Origin of the sequence: Natronolimnobius sp. AArcel1 (assembly GCF_011043775.1) — an archaeon.
GTDB lineage: Archaea > Halobacteriota > Halobacteria > Halobacteriales > Natrialbaceae > Natronolimnobius.
This window is the reverse complement of record NZ_JAAKXY010000005.1, coordinates 499,303-517,303: the sequence shown is the minus strand read 5'-3', so window position 1 is coordinate 517,303 and position 18,001 is coordinate 499,303. Positions and strand designations below refer to the sequence as shown.

Below are 18,001 nucleotides of genomic sequence, written 5' to 3'. Positions count from 1 at the left end.
CTGAGGAACAAATACTTAGCATGATGAAACTACTTTCAGAGCATGAGTTCATCTCAAGGGGAAATTAAGCAGGACAGGAGCGTTACTGACAAAATGAAAATCACAGCTCTTGGGCTTGCGTACCTGTTGGTGGGTGTTGGCTTCTTTATCAGTCTTGCAACGGATTCAATACAGTTGTTCACCGCAGTTGCTGTTGGGATTCTTGGTTTGATTATAGTCTCACTGGTTATCATTATCAGGCGCGAAGGGCTGGTAACTGCCGAGAACAAGGTTATCAGTGTGTTCGTTCTGTTAGCGATGGGGTTGCTATTTGGTCTCTACGAGTTTACTACTCTCTCATCAGAGATTGTCTTTGGTATCGTCTTCATAGTCGGAGTTATTGTCCCTCACTTACTCTTACAGTACACCAACTACGGAACAACAGAGTAATCGATTCTAATACTCCACTCACATTTCCACCTATCGTCTGTTTCATGCTACATAGTGACTGAAGAATAGGACTTCAACAGGGCCAAATGGGCGGGAATCCCTACTTTGAGGGTGTAGTGTACGCACCAAGTGATAACGGTGAAACGCAGACGTTTGACTTTTCTGGTACACCCCATATTGATGGCTCGATCGTTGCCGGATCGGCCGAATTATCTGGCAATCCAGAAATCAGACACCATGAAGAACTTAGCTGGTTTGACCCACAAGTCGATCAGTTCCAGTATGAACCACCACAACTCACTTATCTTAATATGGCTTATCATGAAATTGAACTCAGTGGGGGGTGATGACCTCGAGAATCTTTCTCAGTTGTCCGCTTGTTTGGGGTGTGCCATTTTCACTTCCTCCGGTATCAGCAACAGAACTAATGGCGTAGGGTTAAGAGGAGTAGACTATGAGGCACATGGGGAACGGATCGACATTGCAGGAAATCAATCTTTCTTCGACAAAAAGCGATATAGAGACATTGCATGTCGATGATGACCGCGCATTAGTGGAAATGGTGGCCACATTTCTCGAGCGGGAAAGTTCCCAGATCACAGTGACTACGGAAACCAGTGCTGAAAGTGGATTACAAATTTTAGAAGAAAAAGAGATCGATTGCATCATCAGTGACTACGATATGCCGGGGTTGAACGGGTTAGAATTTTTGGAGCGGGTTCGCTCTGACCACCCAGATTTACCATTTATCTTGTTCACAGGCAAAGGAGATGAAGAGATTGCAAGTGATGCGATCTCTGCAGGAGTCACTGATTATTTGCAGAAAAAAGGGGGCACTGATCAGTACACGGTTTTAGCTAACCGTGTCGAAAATGTGGTGGGAAAATATCGGGCAGAGAAAGAAGTTATACACGGTTTTCAAGCACTAGAGACGGCTCAAGAAGGGATTGGAATCATAGATAAACATGGCAAGTATGTGTACCTGAACCAAGCATATGCAGATATCTATTCTGCAGCTCCTGAGGAGTTAACAGGGCATCACTGGGAGGAATTGTATCCTGAGGACGAGGCTCAGAAGTTTCACGAACAGATCCTCCCTGAACTGAGAGACATCGGTTCTTGGAAGGGTGAATCAGTCGGCGTAACCCAGGATGGAGAGTTGGTGCCAGAAGAGTTGACCCTCACCCAGATGGATACTGGAGGCCATGTCTGCGTGGTTAGAGATATTTCAGAGAAAAAGAAGCGAGAACGAGATTTGAATCACAAAAAACTGTTCTTAGATTCTGCTCTTAATTCCTTGGATGACCTGTTCTATGCATTTGATTCGGATATGAATTATGTCCACTGGAACCAGGCCTTGGAGGAAGAGACTGGGTACACGGAGGAAGAGATGGAGAAGATTTCACCGTTGGATCTATTCGAAGGAGAAACCAAGTCTGAAATAGAGCAGCTACTCTCCAGAATTGTAGACGAGGGTGAACAGGTAGAAGTGGAGGCAGATCTTTTGACAAAAAGTGGCGAAACGACTCGGTACGAATTCACTGGGTCGCCGGTTACAAACAAAACCGGACAAGTTGTTGGCGTGATTGGAATTGGAAGAAGACAACCGGATTGACTCCGTTAACTCAAACCACAGTTCAGAATGACCACAACCGGGTGTGTATCCATCCAAGACTCACGAGTACACTGAGCGCAAGCAAGGTCGTGAGCAGACCGAACCTAGGGGCCATCGTCAGCAACCTCACTCATCTCGAGGGTGATCGTCTCCGTCGCATGTTCGGTGAGATCTACCAACGCTAATATTTGATATAAATATAAATTCTGATGGCCATTTCGACTATTGGTTGGCGAATCCAGAAAATATTTCTTATAAGCTTACAAACACTCAAAACCACATTGCAACAATGTTATTTACAATCGTATAGGCGTAACACTATGTGCTATGGTTGACGTATCTGGTGTCGTTTCGTTGTGAACTACCCACCCTACTCGCTCACGGCTTGCGCCGTTCGCTTCTTGAGAGGAGCGTGAGACCGACGGTTTCATCGACCATGTGAACGGGCGCGAAGCGCCCGTGAGCAGATGAGACTTCCTGCTTCCACGACGTTGTCAGACAACGTTTGACAACCTGTCAAGGTCTCCTCGACAAACGCGCTTTACAGATACGGACGTACCCACAGGGAGCGCAGTCTCTACAGACGTTCGAAAATCATCCATCGACTTTCGCAACTCAGTAAACAACCTCGGGCGCGGTGGCCCGAGGCTTTTGTAATTCCCTCAGCCGTGCGCTAGCACTCCCTGTTCCGCAAGGGAACGGGATGAGGTTGGGCGGCTTACACGCCCCGACCCGGACAGACGCACCACCCGCACCTGCGACTGGGTTTTGTGAGTCCGGTAATTCGATTCGTTACCATCGATCTTCGCCTTCTCGCGCCACGCGATGTACACTGACGCATTCCGGTCGGCGTGGTCTTGCACCACGTCACACTTGTTGTTCGTACAGCGGAACCGCCGCCCCTGCCGATACCCACGTTCACCACAGCATGAACACGTCTTCGAGTTGTAGTAAGCGTCCACCGTGTCCGTAAGAATCTCTTGCCACGTCGCCTTGTACGAGACGAACTTTTCGAACTTATGGAACGGGAGTTTGTGCAATCGGCGGTTCATATACGTACCGTACTTGATTTCGTCGCGGATGCCGCTCATATCCTCGAACACGATGACTGGGTTCGAGAACTGTTCTGCGAACTCCACGACAGCACGGGAGAGACGATGGAGTGTCCATTCGGTGAATCGTTCTTCCTTGTCACCGAGTTTCTGGTGAACGCTTGTCTTTCCGTGTTCTTGACACCGTTTCGTGATGGTGTGGTAGCGTTGGCGTTCCTGCTTGACTCGTCCGTAGTCGAGGACGAGTGTGCCCTTCGTCCGCATTGTTTCGCGGTCGAGGGCGGTGAGAGCGACGTTGCGCTCGTTGATGCCCACGCCGACCACAGTATCAGCGGTGTCGGGTTCGGGCACGTCGAACTCGCGTGTGACCGTGACGTGTAGGTAGTACACGCCATCGCGGTACAGGAGTTCAGCTTGCCCCACATCCACCTCCTCCGACGTGAGGACATCTCGAAGTTTGTCCACCGCGTCCGGCTCACCGCGTAGATGTCCCGTCACCTTCTTGTAGGGTTTCGGGCTGATGCGGAACTGGACACGGTTCGTGTCTTCGTCCACGGTGAGGCGGTAGCCTTCCGTGTGCGCCATTACGGCGGGTACGCACCAGATTTGTCCGTACTCGGTGGTGTCGGCTTGCCTCCATCTGGATCATCTTGGTTCTCCCACCAGTCAAGGAGTGACTGGTAGGAGTCCCACGTTTGGAGGGCTTTGCCGACGACCGCGCACTTGTTGTTTCGCAAGAAGTCGTCACGGTCAACTTCCTGCTGTATCTCGGTGCGCGTGCGCCCTTGTTGTGTGAGTCGGATGGTTTGGTTGAAGATCTCGCGTGATGCGAGGCGGGCGTTGTGAAGCCACGACCGTTCACCAGACGCTATGTGAAGGCGCGTCTGAATCGTCTTCGAGGCTTCTTCAACCATATCTTGACAATCGTTCTAACACATCATAAATGCAGGGATTAGGGATGGAGAAGTATCGGAGTCACGCACATTCGGTTAGTTCCTGTAAGTATCACTTCGTGTAGTGTCGAAGTTTCGACACTCGGTTCTCGATGTAGTGGAGGACGACGTTCAAGAATTGATTGGTGAGACTGCTGATCACTTCGGTCACGAGATTCTGGCGTTGGAGATTGCGGGCGACCACGTTCACCTGTTCGTGCAAGCAGACCCGAAGTACAGCCCTGCGAACATCGCTCGGCAATTCAAGTCGTACTCTGGAAAGCAGTTGCTGGAGCGGTATCCCGAGATCCGGGAGTCGTATTTCTGGGGCGGCGGGTTCTGGAAGATCGGATACTACGTTGGGACGACGGGAACGATGTCGGAGGAAGTGGTTGAGCGGTATATCGAAGAGACGGAACACGCGCCGGAGTGACGCGCTTCACCCCGCCCACGGTGGGGCGGGGAACTCGCGCTGCTTTTCATTTAGAATCGCTCTGCGATTCTGAGGACGTTGATTCGGAGTGACCCACTCCTACATCTTCGAGATAGCGAAAAAGGATATTCTACGCCGTCGCAAAATCGTGAGCGATTTTGTTGTCCGTCAGATGTAGTCTGACGATCGCATCAGCACTCTATCCGACTCGAACTCACACGATGGGCACAAGTGTTCTTGAAATCTTTCGCATCCTGAATGGTGCGGTTCCCTCTCTGACGTAGGACCCTCACTTGCGCTACGACTCCCCGGAGGCTATATTCCCGCAATTGTGGGCAGTACATGCGCTGTTTGTTGAGACAAGGAGAGCGTGGTGGCCCTGAACGAGCAAGGTCGTCCCACTGGAACCGTACTCGAAATACTGCACGTTTCTATCATCACGAACCCTCATCATTTTGATTGACATCCTCCCCGCGCTGAAGCGCGAGGTTTTGCGCCTGCTTATCCCATAATCTTACGGGGAGGCTAGGATTCTCTCGCTGTTGAAGGTAGACTATGGAGTTATACTGAATGAAATTAGTGAAGCACACGGTGTGTGGAGTGCAGAGTTGTCGCGGGAGTTGCCCGAGTTCTTTCTGAATGAACTTTGGCGTTGTTCCCGCGTCAATCACTAATCTCGGACTGCGTGAGGTGGTCTGCGATGGCGAGTGGGTACCCCCATTGGGCTGGGTTGGCCGGTGGCAACGACAGTCCCCCATCCCCTCGCCAATTGGCCATAAGTGTTGACTCAATATAAATATACCTTTGGCAATCACTTTGTTCCGGTTTTATTTACTGATTGAATACTTAGTGACTGTGAATAATACTCTAGATGCAATATACATTTATTATATATGGGTTCTTTCACGAGTGGACTTACTTTTGCAATTGTATTCTCTATTCAAACACCACCAAGTCATCGGCGGTCGAGGCGGATACCCCGACACTCGAGGTTGGGTTGTTAACACATAACGATAGGATGGTATCAACACCAGTCTTCGAGATTGACAAACGATTCAGGCCCACTAGCTGTAACCCACTCTGTACAATGCATGAGGTCATCGGTAAAGATCACTAACTCGTCTGGATTGTCTCCATTGCGAATCCGTATTGTTTCAATTGGTAGCGCTGAATCGCTCGAGTGGCCCCGAGTAACTTCACGAGGTCCCGTTGTGGAATCGTCATTTTCCATTTTGGTTGTCGCCACTCAGTTGTCTCTCGCTTGTTTCAGTATTGTCGTCGTCCTCCTCGAGTTCGTTGATCGCTTCTTCGACCTCTTCTTGGGTAGCCTCGGTGGGCTGATCATCTTGGTTATCCCCCATCCAATTAGTTACAAACATGTGAGTCTATTAACTCTTTTGAATAGTATATATTTCTGTAACTTTTGTCATATCGTCGGATAACAGGAGTGATGACCGCAAATACTCTGGAAGTGGGTATATTGGTTGCAGGTAACCAGTGATATCTCCACCTGATGCTACCTTTAGGTAGGATTCACAACTTTATAACTGTGTCTTTCTATTTTCTTGAAGGTGTTACCCGAACCACTGCAACTATCTCCTTTCTTATAGGCCAGTTTTACCATCGCATCTGATAATCAACACTTCTTATATGTTTGTTTGAACAAAATCCGTGTATGTACGGCCTCACTGGCTTTTGACGTACTTTTTTGGATACGATTGCTAGCCAAGACGAATCTCACAGAGTCGCAATCAAAGACGAACTCGAGGGATACTACGAGAAAGAAATTCATCGGCACTCGAGGCGGATACCCGACACTTGGGGCCGGGGTTGTTAACGAAGGGTTCGTCGAGAAGGGGTAAGAAGGCCGTTGAACGAACTTCTATACCCTCACGAGGCGTGGCCAACATGAGATTAAGGCACGCCGTCAATCGCCTCGGGGTCAAGCCCGGAGGCGATTGATCATCAACGGTGCTTAGCTGTCGCTGTGTTGTCTTGTGGCAAAAAAGAACAGGTAGCTTCGTTTCGCTTAGTCGTTCAGTCGAATCGCAATCAGTGCCGATGCAAGAAGCGCAAACAGTGCTGCAGGCGCTCCGAAGCCAGGCACGGGCAGCAGTCCGGAGTCTTCATCAACAGTTACTGTGCCAATGTTTTCATCGTTAATCGCGATATCGTACTCACCAGTTTCGTCGAACGAATGGGTGAACGAGACGTCGTCAACTGCACCTGGGCCGAGTGTCACAGTTTCTTCATCGACTGCCGAGCCATCGACGATCAGTTCGGCGGTGTAGGTCCCGGAGTCGCCACCAACGTTTTCGACAGTTGCACCGGCAGTGACACTGTCACCAACTTCAACTTCGGTGTCGCTCAGAGAAGCGTCATAGAGTTCGAACTCTGCTTCGTCATCTTCTTCTTCGTCAGGATCTTCCTCGTGATCGGCGGATACGGAAACCGTTCCAGCCGTGACATCGCTTACTGCGACGTCATATTCACCGGACTCATCGAACGTGTGCGTGAATGTCACTGATTCGGAACTATCGCGGCTGATGTGGACCTCCTCCTCATCAACGACTTCGCCATCGATCATGAGTTCGGCCGTGTAGATTCCACCGCGGTCACCACTGACTTCTGAGATTGTTGCCGTCACATCAACTGACTCACCAGGCATGATCTTTGAATCACTGAGTCCTGCTTCCACATCGAACTCAGGACCGGATGGGTCTGGAGACGGTGATGGAGAGATTCCACCACCACCAGTGGACTCATCATCATCCTCTTCGATTTCGATTGTATCTGCATTGACTTGGATCTCGTCGCTCGAGGTGCCTGTTGCGACGTGGATCCACTGGTAGTCCGTTTCGCTCCAGTTATCGTAGGTTTCGACCGTAATCTCTTCGCTCGTGTCTCCAACAACGGCCGTCGACGAGGCATCAAGTTGGATGGTGTCGTCGGTGGTGTTCATCGATGGCCGTTCATCGATGTCAGCTTCGTCCATGAAGAAGTTGAAGACTGTCTCGAGGGTCAATTCACCAGACTTATTCTGGCTCTCGATCTCTTCGCCCCAAGCCGAGACATCGTCGGAGAGGTTCTGAACTCCGTTCAGTGATTCAATCTCAGTCTCGAGAGTCACGTCCTCTGCGGAGAGGTCGGTGTTGAGTTCTCCATCGACGTAGAGCGTGGCACTGCTTGCATCAAAGCCACTTTCGTTGTAGAGTACAACACCGTGGTTGACGCTCCCGTTAAGATCGTCGTCAAACTCTGTTGCGGTCACATCGAACGTAATGTCGTCACCAGGCTCGGCCGAGGAATCAACGTCGACTTCAGATGGTTCCTCGTGAGCAACCACTTGCTCTGCACCGAGGACAGTACCCTCATGAACATCTTCGAGATCGCCCTCGTCGACAGTGAAGGTATCTTCAGTAGCAACGATGTACGTGTATGCGCCTGCCCCTTCGTCGAAGTCAGCATCGTGACTGAAGGTTCCATCGTTAATATCCTCATTTGAGTCACTAAACGTGATGTTCTCGTTTAGGTTATCAAGGTTCTCTTGTGTGAGTTCAGACTCCAGTTCGTCCATACTCGTTGGGAGGTCACTGAAATCAACATCGTCATCCTCAACACTCTCATTGAGGTAGGCAGTCAGGATTTGAGCATCGCCATCGTGTTCTTTAGCGTCAACGTTCTCACCAAAGTCGAGTGTCACGCCATCATTGACGTTGTAGACGCCAACAGAGGACCGGTAAAGGTTACTATCCCCATCCTCAGTATTAGCAGTAATACTTGGCAGACTAACTGAGACATTCGCATCATCGGTATCTGCCTGTAGTGACAGTGGCGCTCGATCCCAGACGGAGAGTCCGTCAAGTTCGTTGTTCTCTTCTAAGAGCGTCACATCTTGTGCTGTGCCAGCTCCCCCGCTACCACTAGCCCCTACAACTCCGGCTACCGGAGCAAGGAGCATTACCGTGACTAGGAAAGTCACTTTTGCCAGTCGTTCTGAATTTCCCATATATCAGTTAATTAAACCCTACCGATTTAATAGTTGCGGGCTGTCTACGCCATCTCGTCAGGACGACCAATCAGTGTACGTAAATTTTGCCATAGTCTCGAAGAGTTCAACCAGACTATAAGAGCATTAGTTATCTCGAGCAACTATGACAATGAGCATTGTTGCGATGGCGACAGCGGTGAGGGCAGCTGTAGATAGTCCGAGTCCATCATCATCGGCTGTATCAGTGGCTGCTGTATCATCCGTTTCTTGGGTTTCATTTGGCTCGATAACATCTGAGCCGGAGCCATTATCCGTGTCGTCGGTTTCATTACCAACTTCATCATCAGTATACGACTCGTCATCAGTACTGTCGGTACTCTCGTTGTTCATCTCTTCGTCTGATTCATTGCTGTCAGTACTGTCATCATCCTTTTCGTCACTATCATCATTCAGAACACTCTCGTTGTCCTTCTCATCGTCTTTCACTTCGTCTGTATCACTCTCGTCTTCGCCATCCTCATTGCTGTCACCGTCACTCTCGTTTTTCTCTTCACTGTCTTCATCGTCATCGGATTCTTCTGTGACAGTTAGTTCATCTCCTTCAGCGACCGCATCTGGTAAATTGTAGCCCTCATACGCTTCATCACCGATGACAGCACTGTATACCTCATAGCTGCCAGTTCCAAGCGTTGCCATTGATTCGGTTGCACTGTAACTCGTTCCACCAGTATGTTCGAGTGTTAGCTCTGAGGCTGCATTTCCGTTCCAGATAACGACTTCGAGTTCGTCTGGTTGATCGCTAATTCCGGCCGATTCAACTGTTGCCTCGAACGTGACGTCCTCCGTCTCCTCTACTGTCGTCGGATACTCCAGCGAGATATCGTGTCCTTGGACAACAACAGGGGTAACTGCCTGTCTCCCTTCATCATCCGGTTCGAGTGAAAGCATGTAGCTTCCTGGCTCGAGGTCATCAATGTCGAACTGTACTTGTGAATCATCCGTATAGTCGTCTTGTTCGGATTGGACGTCTGTATTGTAAAGATACAGATTATACAATCCAGATGCAGTCACATCTACCTCGAGTGTGTCTCCCTGTTCAACGACTGCTATTTCATCGACCTCATACTCACTCCCCTCAATCTCGAGTGTTTCAGTTGGCGTATCTATCGCTGGGTGAACACTCATATTGGCGTCCGACGTCGCAGCGACGGCTGTAACACCAATTACTGCAGCGGCGAGTACGCCAGCTATGAGGAGGGCACTGAGTCCAAAATTCCGGTTCATGAACCAGAATTATCTGGGTCTCGGTAAAACTTTTCTCCTTAAGAATGACTCATACAACTTCCCACCCTCGGATTCCAATTTGTGACAGTGGGGGTTACTCGAACACCTAATATTCAGTCGAATCAAACATTTCATATGGATTGATTGTCTAATCCAGTGTAAATGGATCGCTCTGATACGGAAGAGTCGCTAATATCCACTTCTTTGCATGAGCAGGATTCGACTGTTCGGTATCAGTATCTCATCGAAAATGTCCAGGATGCGGTTGTCGAGTTCGAATTCGTTGACGGAGAGCCAATCGTTCGAAAGGTCAATGCTGCTTTCGAAGAGATATTTGGGTATGAATCTGAAGACATCTGTAACGAATCACTTAATGACTGGATCATCCCAGCAGAATTCGAGGAGCAAGGACGTGATATCGATAGCACCACAAAAGACGGTGAAATTGCTTCACACCAACTCACACGCAAGACTGCCGACGGTCACCGTGAATTCCTTCACAGGAGCATCCCATGTGACGAATCGGAATCAATCGACGGCATTGCACTCTATACAGATATTACCGAGCGCGAACGAATCAAACAAAAACGCCAGTTATTGACCGAAACTAGTCGCTGTATCGGTACAGCACAAACGCTTCGAGACGGATTTGAGACGACTCTCCAATCAATCTGTGACTATACCGAGTGGGCGTACGGTGAAGTATGGCAGCCAGCAGCCACGAGCGATGAACTCAAATTCGTCGTTGGTCACACTGACGATGCTAACTGTGAACGCTTTCTCAAAGGGAGCAAGGACGTAACCTTCGCGTCTGGTTCTGGCCTTCCCGGACGCGTCTACGAGTCTGGCGCACGTGAATGGATTGCTGATGTCTCACAAGAGTCACCATCCGTCTTCCATAGAACAGAACTAGCCGCTGAAAGCGGTCTCCACGCTGCCCTGGGCGTCCCTGTGAAGACTGAGGACGAGGAGTCCGTCGTTGCGGTCCTCGTATTCTTTTTACGAAATTCGAGAGACAGTGACAAAGACCTCGTCAGAGACGTAACCGACGTTGCGAAGAATCTTGGTGGACTTGTCAAACGCAAGCAAGCGGAGGAATTGGTCAGACGACAAAATAAACAACTCGAACAGTTTGCACACGTCATCAGTCACGACCTTCGGAATCCATTAAATGTAGCCATGGGCCACACCCAGATGCTTTCAGATGATTTAGAGAGTCCACATATGGAAGAAGTGGAAACGGCTCATGAGCGGATGCGTGAACTTATTGAGGGCATCTTGACGCTGGCCCGCCAAGGAAAATCTATCGAGGACCCGGAGCCAGTTTCGCTTGCAAAATGTGCCACACAAAGCTGGGAGATGATCCAGACAAACGCTGGCGAACTGGCTGTCGAGACGACTCAAACGGTACAGGGTGATAAAAGCCGTCTACAACAGTTGTTCGAGAACCTCTTTCGAAACGCTATCGAGCATGGTTCCCCGACGGTGACGATCACTGTCGGAGACATGCACGACGGGTTTTACGTTGCAGACGATGGTCCAGGTATACCTGTTGAGGACCGTTCCTCTGTATTTGATTTTGGCCAAACGACCAGGGAGGACGGAACTGGCTTTGGCCTTCCGATCGTGAAAGAAATCGCAGAGGCTCACGGCTGGAAAGTCAGAATAGCTGATAGTATGCATGGTGGGGCTCGTTTTGAGATCGTCGGTTTTGGTACTGGAAATTGAGCGTTCTAGTGCTCTATGTTGTCGTGGCAATGTCTGTAGTATTCCTAAGCACACTACTCTCTCAGAGGTCGAACGTCACAACCTGTGAAAAAATTTGAGGGGCGATTTACAGAATCTCGAGTGGCGGAGTCCGACTCAGACGCCAGCCAGCGATAACCGCTGCAATTGTCCCAACAGTGATTGCGATGACAAAACCACCGAGTAAAATCTCGGTTGATGTCTGGACGAGGCCGTCGAACCCGACGACGGCCGCGGCAATTCGGTTCAAGAGATCAACTGCTGGTGGGGTAAGCGAGACGCCAAGTAGCCCACCAGCAAGCCCAATGGCCAGTCCCTGTCCGAGTACGGACCCAATCAGTAGCGACGACGAGACACCTTGAGCGGTCAATGCAGCGAACGCCTCACGCTGTTGGAAGACAACCAGTGCAAGCAAATTCAAAGTCAGTGTGATCCCCGCACCGATTGCAAGCACGACGAGCGCAGCACCAGCTGCAAGCACTAGCGCTTGCTCCTGCAGAACACTCTCGAGTTGTTCTTGATTCGTCTGGATCTGATATTCCGGGTGAGCTTCCTCGAGTTCGGACTGGACCGTGTCTGCGTCGGCACCGTCCTCTACAGTGATCGTAATGAACGTCGCGGGCTCCGTTCGTGTTTCACCAGTTGCCTCGTGCAGTTCACTGAGTGGCATCACAACTGTGGATGTCCCAAGCATCCGCTCGAACGTCGGTGAGTATCCGACGACGGTGACTTCGGTATCGCGGGCAGTAGAGAGTGACCCGCCGACGTAGAGCGTATCTCCGATATCGACATCGAGTTCGTTTGCTGTTTCCTCATCGAGCAAGATTTCGTTCGTCCGCTCGCCGTCGTAGCTGCCATTGGCGTAGTACGTATCGCTCCCATACAATTCCCCTTCAGTCACCTGTACTGAAGGGCCACCGCCGGCGACGCCCGCTCCAACGAACGTCTCAAAGTCGTCGGCCGGGTCGGAACCAACATAGATTGTCTGGAACGCCATTGGAATCGCGTGTCTGACTCCGTCGTGGGATTCCATCTCGCTCGCGACGGTCCGTGAATCATACAGGGAGTTTTCGAAACCGCCGCCACCGGCAGTCGTCAATCGTGTTTCTCCAGCGGTCACCCAGAGGTCGCGATCGGCGGATTCGAACTGTTGGTGTCCAGTATCGATGACGCCCATTCCGGCACCCGCCAGGAGAGTCATTGCTAACACGGCCAGTGCGACACCAACAATAGCCAGTCCTAGCCGAAGGCGATGATGCCGAAGTTGGCTGATTGTAATCCCAGCAGCAGCCCGCACTCTGGCACCCCAGCGACGCACAGCCAGCCACCAACGACTGGCAATTCCAGCCATTAAGGAACACCTCCAGTAACTCGACGGGTCAACAATAACAGATATGGGAGCGAAAGGATGCCAATAATCAATCCAACAGCTCCGCCATAGAGGATGAACCACGGCTCTGAAAGTGCGATCGGCTCGGTCGTGACAAATTCCATAGCTGCCGCATTCACGCCCCAAATTCCACCCATACCGACGAGTGCACCAAGCAAGCCGCCGGCACCCGTGATCACAAGCGTTTGTGTTCCAACAAGCGTCAGTTGGCTTCGCGTTGAAATACCGATAGCTGCCAGTGTTGCTAGTTGCGTTCTGTCCGCAACGACCTCAAGGCCGTTCGTCGTCAATACGAACAGGGTGCCAACAGAGACTGAAATAATGAACGCGGTTAACGCAAGCGCCAGTGGCAACTCTGAGTCCATTGCGGCACTGGTTGTCAACTCGCCTCGCGTGAGCACCTCTGACTGTGGATACACACCTTCGAGGGTTGTTTCGACAGCTGGTGAGTTCGTCCCGACGATGAACTGGTCGGCTTGATCGTTTTCTGCCGCTCCCGTGAGTGTCTGGAGTTCGCTCAGTTGGACAACCGCGGCTGGAACGTCACCCACCGAATCGGCCCCGTCATCGACGTTGGTTACAGTAAAGGAGTCGTTGCCAGCGATCGTCAACTGGGATCCGGAATCGGCCTCGAGTAGTCCTGCAGCACTCTGGGAAAGAACGGCGTCGCCGGTCCACTCTCCACTGTATGAACCATCATCATAGTAGGGATCACCATCTGTAATGCCGGTGGTTGCAACACCGGTGACAGAATCCAATCCCGGTTCGTTGATTACTCCCATGACGAGGATGTATTCTGTCTCTCCGTCTGTTTCGACTTGGAGTACCTGCGACAGGACTGGGGTTGCAAACGTAACGTCGTCACTTCGGAACTGTTCGGTAGCATCATGTACTGACCCAAAGCGCGGATTGTCTGTCGCTAACAGCGGTGAACTACTGCCGCTGTCTTCGGGGACGACCCAGTAGTCGATATCGTCATCATAGACTGTCGTCCCAGTCGCGAGCCCAAGCCCGAGTCCAGTGACGATAACGAGCAGTGCAATGATTGCGGCAACACCGAGGACGCTCAGTTGCATGCGTCGCTGGTCTGCACCGAGCGTCCGTGAGACGGTCCGTCGGACTCCAACGCGAAGGAGGCCAGCCCAGCGAATCAGCCGTTTCCGAATACTCATGCGTCGAGTTGCGTGGATTCTGCTTGAGCACCGTCTCGAAGGCGAATAACACGATCAGTAATGTCCAGTGTTGGTTGGTCGTGAGAGGCAAGAACGACTGCTCGGTCGTCTGCGATTCGCTCGAACTGCTCGAGTACGCGCTGGCCTGTTTCCGTATCGAGTTCACCCGTTGGCTCATCAGCGATAACCAGCGTCGGGTCAGTTGCGAGTGCACGGGCAATTGCAACCCGTTGTTGTTCACCACCGCTCAGTTCGCGCGGCCGATGTCCAATTCGGTCACCAAGGCCAACACGCTCGAGCAAGGTCTCTGCACGCTCACGACGTTTTTGTGCACCGACGCCGAGTTCGACCAACGGGAGGGCAACGTTTGCCCGTGCAGTGAGTGAGTCGACAAGATGGAAATGTTGAAAAATGATTCCAACGTGTTCGAGGCGAAGTCGAATCCGCTGTCGACGAGAGAGCGCCGAGAAATCCTGGTCTTGGAACTGTACTGTTCCAGATGTCGGTGTCTCGAGACCGGCAAGAAGATGCAACAGTGTAGACTTCCCGCTGCCGCTTGGGCCGGCGAGACCGACAATTTCGCCCGTCTCAATTGCAACGGAGACCTCCTCGAGTGCCGTTACTGACGGCGGATCTGATCGACCGAGGAGTCGCCCAATACGGCCAGGTTTGGACCCGCGGGTGTAGACTTTCGTCACGTCGGTTGCGTGGACAACCGGTGACGAATCGCCCGCATCGGTTCGCGGAGTAGAAGTGGCAGCGGGAGACATACCGGGAACAGTTGGTTACGAGTAAATGAAACTACCGTTCTCACTAGGCCGGCAGATGCGAACGAAACCCCGAGGATTTACGATGACTGAGTGTCCCTACTGGACTAGATGGCGACCCACCGACGGATGCAGTTCATTCGCGGGCAACTTGCATGGATGCTCGCAGCGCTTCTCGCGCTTTCTCTACTGGGCTCGTTCTCGTACGAGCTATTTTTCGTGCTCTCGCTTATTGGGTTGTTGATCGTTACCGAACTGACCGCCCCCTTTGCAGTTACCCCTGATTGGCGACGCCGGCTTCGGTGGCTGATCCTCGTTGGTCTTTGTGGCTTCGGTGTCGTTGTTATCCGCCGTATCCTCGAGATTTTGCCACCGGAGGTGCTTCCATGGTAACGAACCAGCGTGAAACGCCGCTTCGCACCGTGATACAGGGGGTGGACGAATGAACCCACTCGAATGGTTTCAAGATACTAGCTCGAGAACGGGGATCGATTGGCCCCGTGTGTTGCTTGCTAGTCTCGTTATTGTTGTCTGTCTCGGATTTGGGATTGCTGCTGCAACCTCGACGGCGGCGTTCGGGCCGTTCAACCCCTCCTGGGACGGGATGTCCGAATTACACGACCAGATCAACGATGAACCGGGTGTTGAAAGCGATCTGATCCGAGAGACAACACAGTATACCGATCACCAGTCAAACGAAACGGTTGCATTCGTTGTCGCACCGGATGAGCCTTACACCGGCGCTGACCTCGAGCGTCTCGAACAGTTCGTCGCTGATGGCGGGACACTTGTCGTGTTCGAGAATTTCGACACTCCAGGAAATGACTTACTTGCCGATGTTGGTGCTTCAGCACATGCTGATGGTGAGTTACTTCGTGATCATCAGAACTATTATCAGGGTCCCTCGATGCCGATTGCAACTGGCATCACAGATCACACCTATACTGAGGGCGTCGACCAACTGACGCTCAATTACGCCGCGTCGATCGAACCAAATAACGCCACCGTCTTGGTTGAGACAAGCGATGCTGCATATCGCGACCTCAACCGTGATGGCGAACTGAGTGATGGCGAAGAGCCTGGGGCATATCCCGTCGCGACGGTCGAACCTGTCTCATCTGGGCAGGTTATCGCCGTTAGTGACCCCAGTATCGCAATCAACGCTATGATCGACGAACCAGATAACGAAGCGTTCTTGCGGGCAATCTACACTGATGCTGATCAGGTGTTGATTGATCTATCGCACGCAGACGAGTTGCCACCATTAGCAAGTGCTACGCTCACACTTAGAGAATCACCGCTGTTGCAATTGTTCCTTGGTGGGATTGGAATTGGTATGATTGCGGTTGGTGCTCGATCATCACATCGGCTCAAAATGACAGCAACCCGTCTTCGCTCGCGACTCACATCTGGCCACCCTCAGGATACCCGAGGCACAAGCACCGACGAGGCCGATCTTCCAACGCTCGAGGACGAACAACGGGCAACACACCTCCGAGAGCGCCATCCCGACTGGGACGAGGAACGTATCTCGCGCGTCATAACAGCGCTTAACCGTACTGGATCAAAACGGAGGGACGACGAATGAGCGCCGAGCACTCGCACGATGGCGACGGCGATGCGAACCAGCAGCTGCCAGCCGAACTCTACGATGCGATTCAGTCTGAGGTCGATCGCGTCTTGATCGGCAACGAAATGGCAGTCGAGCATCTCACAGTTGCATTGTTGACGCGTGGGCACGTTCTGCTCGAGGGCGTCCCCGGCGTGGCTAAGACAACGCTTGCAAATCTCTTTGCACGCGCAACAGGACTTGGTTACAATCGAATCCAGATGACTCCTGATATTCTCCCAGCAGATATTACAGGAACCCACATCTATCGTGAACACAGCGGTGAGTTCGCACTGCAACGCGGGCCAATCTTCTCAAATCTAGTCGTCGCTGACGAGATTAATCGTGCAACGCCAAAGACTCAAAGTGCACTTCTCGAGGCGATGCAAGAACGACGCGCGACTATCGAGGGAGAGACGCTGTCGCTTCCAACGCCGTTTATGGTAATCGCGACACAGAACCCACTCGAGATGGAAGGCGTCTTTGAGTTACCGGAAGCCCAACGCGACCGCTTCCAATTCAAATTCAATATTGATATTCCTGACCGGCCGGATGAACGCGAACTGCTTGATCGATTCGATGACGACCCAGAACTTGGCCCGGATGCTGTCGAGCAGGTCGTCGAGACATCACAGATTCTCGAAGCCCGGGAGGTGGTTGCAAATGTACATATCGCCGCGCCAGTGAAAGAGTATATTCTGGACATCGTCGATGCAACCCGGGCCCACCCAGATGTCACACATGGTGGGTCTCCTCGAGCGGCGCTTGCGTTTCTTGAAGGGGCAAAGGCTCGAGCCACAATTAAGGGTCGTCACTATGTTATTCCAGACGACGTGAAAGCACTCGCCAATTCGATTCTTATTCACCGCCTCGTGTTGAGTACAGACGCAGATCTGAGCAATGTTCGACCGGCAGATATTATCGATGATATCGTCAGTTCAGTCGAGCCACCGAGTTCAGACGACAGCACAGTACAGCCAGCCACCAGCAATTGATTTCAACAGCGGTCGAGGCAGGATTCCACGAGTCACCCGACCCGTGGAGGAATGCCGACTGACCCCTCGGGAAATAAATAGTATTAAATAATCCTCATTTTTCTTTGAATTTGTGGCAAACGACGACTTGGGGCGAACGGCAATCACTCGCTTATGCGTGTCCGACGAGCAAGCAGACTTGCTTGAAGACACGATTCACGAGTGGCACGCCGCGTGTGACCTTGCCGCTGAAATCGGCTGGGTACATTATGAACACGACAAATACGAACTCCAAAGCCTCGCGTATGACGATGTGCGCGAACAAACCCGCCTCAAGAGTCAACACGCAATCCTCGCCACCCACCAAGCCGCAGACGCCCTCTCCGGCGTCCACGAACTTCACGAGAACCATCAACAAGTCTCGTGTCCCAAGTTTACGGAAGAACGAGGAGAAAGCCTCGCCCTTTCAGGGCGGGGATGAATCCGACAACTCCTACACGAACCACGTTCGATGGGTTGGACGGATGTTTTAAGTGACCAGTCACCGTACCAATAGTCAACCGAGGCGGCCTGCCCGCCCACTTAATCGGACAATATCGGGATTCCC

The 18,001-nt window shown here is 51.7% G+C and carries 14 protein-coding genes and 3 pseudogenes; 10 read left to right on the top strand and 7 right to left on the bottom strand.

Annotated features, from left to right (window positions below; translation table 11 throughout):
- Positions 1 to 42 precede the first annotated feature (42 nt).
- From G6M89_RS17440 to G6M89_RS17430, 3 genes are all read left to right on the top strand, one after another.
- The gene (locus G6M89_RS17440) at positions 43 to 429 is read left to right on the top strand and encodes a hypothetical protein (protein WP_165163146.1); all 387 of its coding nucleotides are present in this window, start codon (positions 43 to 45) and stop codon (positions 427 to 429) included.
- A gap of 86 nt (positions 430 to 515) precedes the next feature.
- Positions 516 to 776, top strand: coding sequence for a hypothetical protein (locus G6M89_RS17435; RefSeq protein ID WP_165163145.1), 261 nt, complete (start codon positions 516 to 518; stop codon positions 774 to 776).
- Positions 777 to 892: 116 nt separating this feature from the next.
- Positions 893 to 2,044, top strand: a complete 1,152-nt coding sequence (locus tag G6M89_RS17430) for a PAS domain S-box protein (RefSeq protein ID WP_165163144.1) — start codon at positions 893 to 895, stop codon at positions 2,042 to 2,044.
- Between the two features lie 662 nt (positions 2,045 to 2,706).
- On the opposite strand, the pseudogene G6M89_RS17425 reads toward G6M89_RS17430, so the two are convergent.
- A pseudogene (locus G6M89_RS17425) lies at positions 2,707 to 4,010 on the bottom strand (RNA-guided endonuclease TnpB family protein).
- Positions 4,011 to 4,054: 44 nt separating this feature from the next.
- Between G6M89_RS17425 and tnpA the strand changes: the two are divergent.
- Positions 4,055 to 4,461, top strand: a pseudogene (gene tnpA / locus G6M89_RS17420) (IS200/IS605 family transposase).
- A gap of 1,220 nt (positions 4,462 to 5,681) precedes the next feature.
- Here the strand turns inward: tnpA and G6M89_RS17415 are convergent.
- Positions 5,682 to 5,822: a hypothetical protein gene (locus G6M89_RS17415; protein ID WP_165163143.1), complete on the bottom strand. Its 141-nt coding sequence runs from the start codon at positions 5,820 to 5,822 to the stop codon at positions 5,682 to 5,684.
- Between the two features lie 347 nt (positions 5,823 to 6,169).
- Here G6M89_RS17415 and G6M89_RS22420 point away from each other — a divergent pair.
- A pseudogene (locus G6M89_RS22420) lies at positions 6,170 to 6,332 on the top strand (PadR family transcriptional regulator); the annotation flags it as partial.
- A 158-nt stretch (positions 6,333 to 6,490) separates the two neighbouring features.
- On the opposite strand, the gene G6M89_RS17410 reads toward G6M89_RS22420, so the two are convergent.
- Positions 6,491 to 8,353, bottom strand: coding sequence for a CARDB domain-containing protein (locus G6M89_RS17410; protein WP_165163142.1), 1,863 nt, complete (start codon positions 8,351 to 8,353; stop codon positions 6,491 to 6,493).
- 243 nt (positions 8,354 to 8,596) lie between these two features.
- Positions 8,597 to 9,736: a DUF2457 domain-containing protein gene (locus G6M89_RS17405; protein WP_165163141.1), complete on the bottom strand. Its 1,140-nt coding sequence runs from the start codon at positions 9,734 to 9,736 to the stop codon at positions 8,597 to 8,599.
- Positions 9,737 to 9,898: 162 nt separating this feature from the next.
- Between G6M89_RS17405 and G6M89_RS17400 the strand changes: the two genes are divergently transcribed.
- Entirely contained in the window at positions 9,899 to 11,464 is a 1,566-nt protein-coding gene (locus G6M89_RS17400) for an ATP-binding protein (RefSeq protein WP_165163140.1), read from the top strand.
- 106 nt (positions 11,465 to 11,570) lie between these two features.
- On the opposite strand, the gene G6M89_RS17395 is transcribed toward G6M89_RS17400, so the two are convergent.
- Genes G6M89_RS17395 through G6M89_RS17385 form a run of 3 tightly spaced genes read right to left on the bottom strand, consistent with a single transcriptional unit; the run spans position 11,571 to position 14,814 of the window.
- Positions 11,571 to 12,833 (bottom strand): ABC transporter permease, encoded by a 1,263-nt coding sequence (locus G6M89_RS17395; protein ID WP_165163139.1) that lies wholly within the window; start codon positions 12,831 to 12,833, stop codon positions 11,571 to 11,573.
- Positions 12,833 to 14,044 (bottom strand): ABC transporter permease, encoded by a 1,212-nt coding sequence (locus G6M89_RS17390; RefSeq protein ID WP_165163138.1) that lies wholly within the window; start codon positions 14,042 to 14,044, stop codon positions 12,833 to 12,835. Before G6M89_RS17390 ends, G6M89_RS17395 begins: the two co-directional genes overlap by 1 nt.
- Complete coding sequence (locus G6M89_RS17385) at positions 14,041 to 14,814, bottom strand: ABC transporter ATP-binding protein (protein WP_165163137.1); 774 nt, start codon at positions 14,812 to 14,814, stop codon at positions 14,041 to 14,043. The genes G6M89_RS17390 and G6M89_RS17385 overlap by 4 nt, the downstream gene beginning before the upstream one ends.
- Positions 14,815 to 14,940: 126 nt before the next feature.
- Between G6M89_RS17385 and G6M89_RS17380 the strand changes: the two genes are divergently transcribed.
- The 4 genes from G6M89_RS17380 (at position 14,941) to G6M89_RS17365 (ending at position 17,875) form a co-directional block, all read left to right on the top strand.
- A complete protein-coding gene (locus G6M89_RS17380; RefSeq protein WP_206335617.1) occupies positions 14,941 to 15,204 on the top strand; it encodes a hypothetical protein in 264 nt (87 codons plus the stop codon).
- 49 nt (positions 15,205 to 15,253) lie between these two features.
- On the top strand, positions 15,254 to 16,399 hold the full coding sequence (locus tag G6M89_RS17375; RefSeq protein ID WP_165163135.1) for a DUF4350 domain-containing protein: 1,146 nt from the start codon (positions 15,254 to 15,256) through the stop codon (positions 16,397 to 16,399).
- Positions 16,396 to 17,415: a MoxR family ATPase gene (locus G6M89_RS17370; protein ID WP_165163134.1), complete on the top strand. Its 1,020-nt coding sequence runs from the start codon at positions 16,396 to 16,398 to the stop codon at positions 17,413 to 17,415. The genes G6M89_RS17375 and G6M89_RS17370 overlap by 4 nt, the downstream gene beginning before the upstream one ends.
- A 112-nt stretch (positions 17,416 to 17,527) precedes the next feature.
- Complete coding sequence (locus G6M89_RS17365; RefSeq protein ID WP_165163133.1) at positions 17,528 to 17,875, top strand: hypothetical protein; 348 nt, start codon at positions 17,528 to 17,530, stop codon at positions 17,873 to 17,875.
- Positions 17,876 to 18,001: the final 126 nt, after the last annotated feature.

Bases quoted from the DNA above. Each gene is read 5' to 3' on its own strand.
- G6M89_RS17430 (WP_165163144.1), top strand. From the start codon at position 893: ATGGGGAACGGATCGACATTGCAGGAAATCAATCTTTCTTCGACAAAA.
- G6M89_RS17385 (WP_165163137.1), bottom strand. From the start codon at position 14,814: ATGTCTCCCGCTGCCACTTCTACTCCGCGAACCGATGCGGGCGATTCG.
- G6M89_RS17370 (WP_165163134.1), top strand. From the start codon at position 16,396: ATGAGCGCCGAGCACTCGCACGATGGCGACGGCGATGCGAACCAGCAG.
- G6M89_RS17395 (WP_165163139.1), bottom strand. From the start codon at position 12,833: ATGGCTGGAATTGCCAGTCGTTGGTGGCTGGCTGTGCGTCGCTGGGGT.
- G6M89_RS17390 (WP_165163138.1), bottom strand. From the start codon at position 14,044: ATGAGTATTCGGAAACGGCTGATTCGCTGGGCTGGCCTCCTTCGCGTT.
- G6M89_RS17435 (WP_165163145.1), top strand. From the start codon at position 516: ATGGGCGGGAATCCCTACTTTGAGGGTGTAGTGTACGCACCAAGTGAT.
- G6M89_RS17440 (WP_165163146.1), top strand. From the start codon at position 43: ATGAGTTCATCTCAAGGGGAAATTAAGCAGGACAGGAGCGTTACTGAC.
- G6M89_RS17375 (WP_165163135.1), top strand. From the start codon at position 15,254: ATGAACCCACTCGAATGGTTTCAAGATACTAGCTCGAGAACGGGGATC.
- G6M89_RS17405 (WP_165163141.1), bottom strand. From the start codon at position 9,736: ATGAACCGGAATTTTGGACTCAGTGCCCTCCTCATAGCTGGCGTACTC.
- G6M89_RS17400 (WP_165163140.1), top strand. From the start codon at position 9,899: ATGGATCGCTCTGATACGGAAGAGTCGCTAATATCCACTTCTTTGCAT.
- G6M89_RS17380 (WP_206335617.1), top strand. From the start codon at position 14,941: ATGCAGTTCATTCGCGGGCAACTTGCATGGATGCTCGCAGCGCTTCTC.
- G6M89_RS17415 (WP_165163143.1), bottom strand. From the start codon at position 5,822: ATGGGGGATAACCAAGATGATCAGCCCACCGAGGCTACCCAAGAAGAG.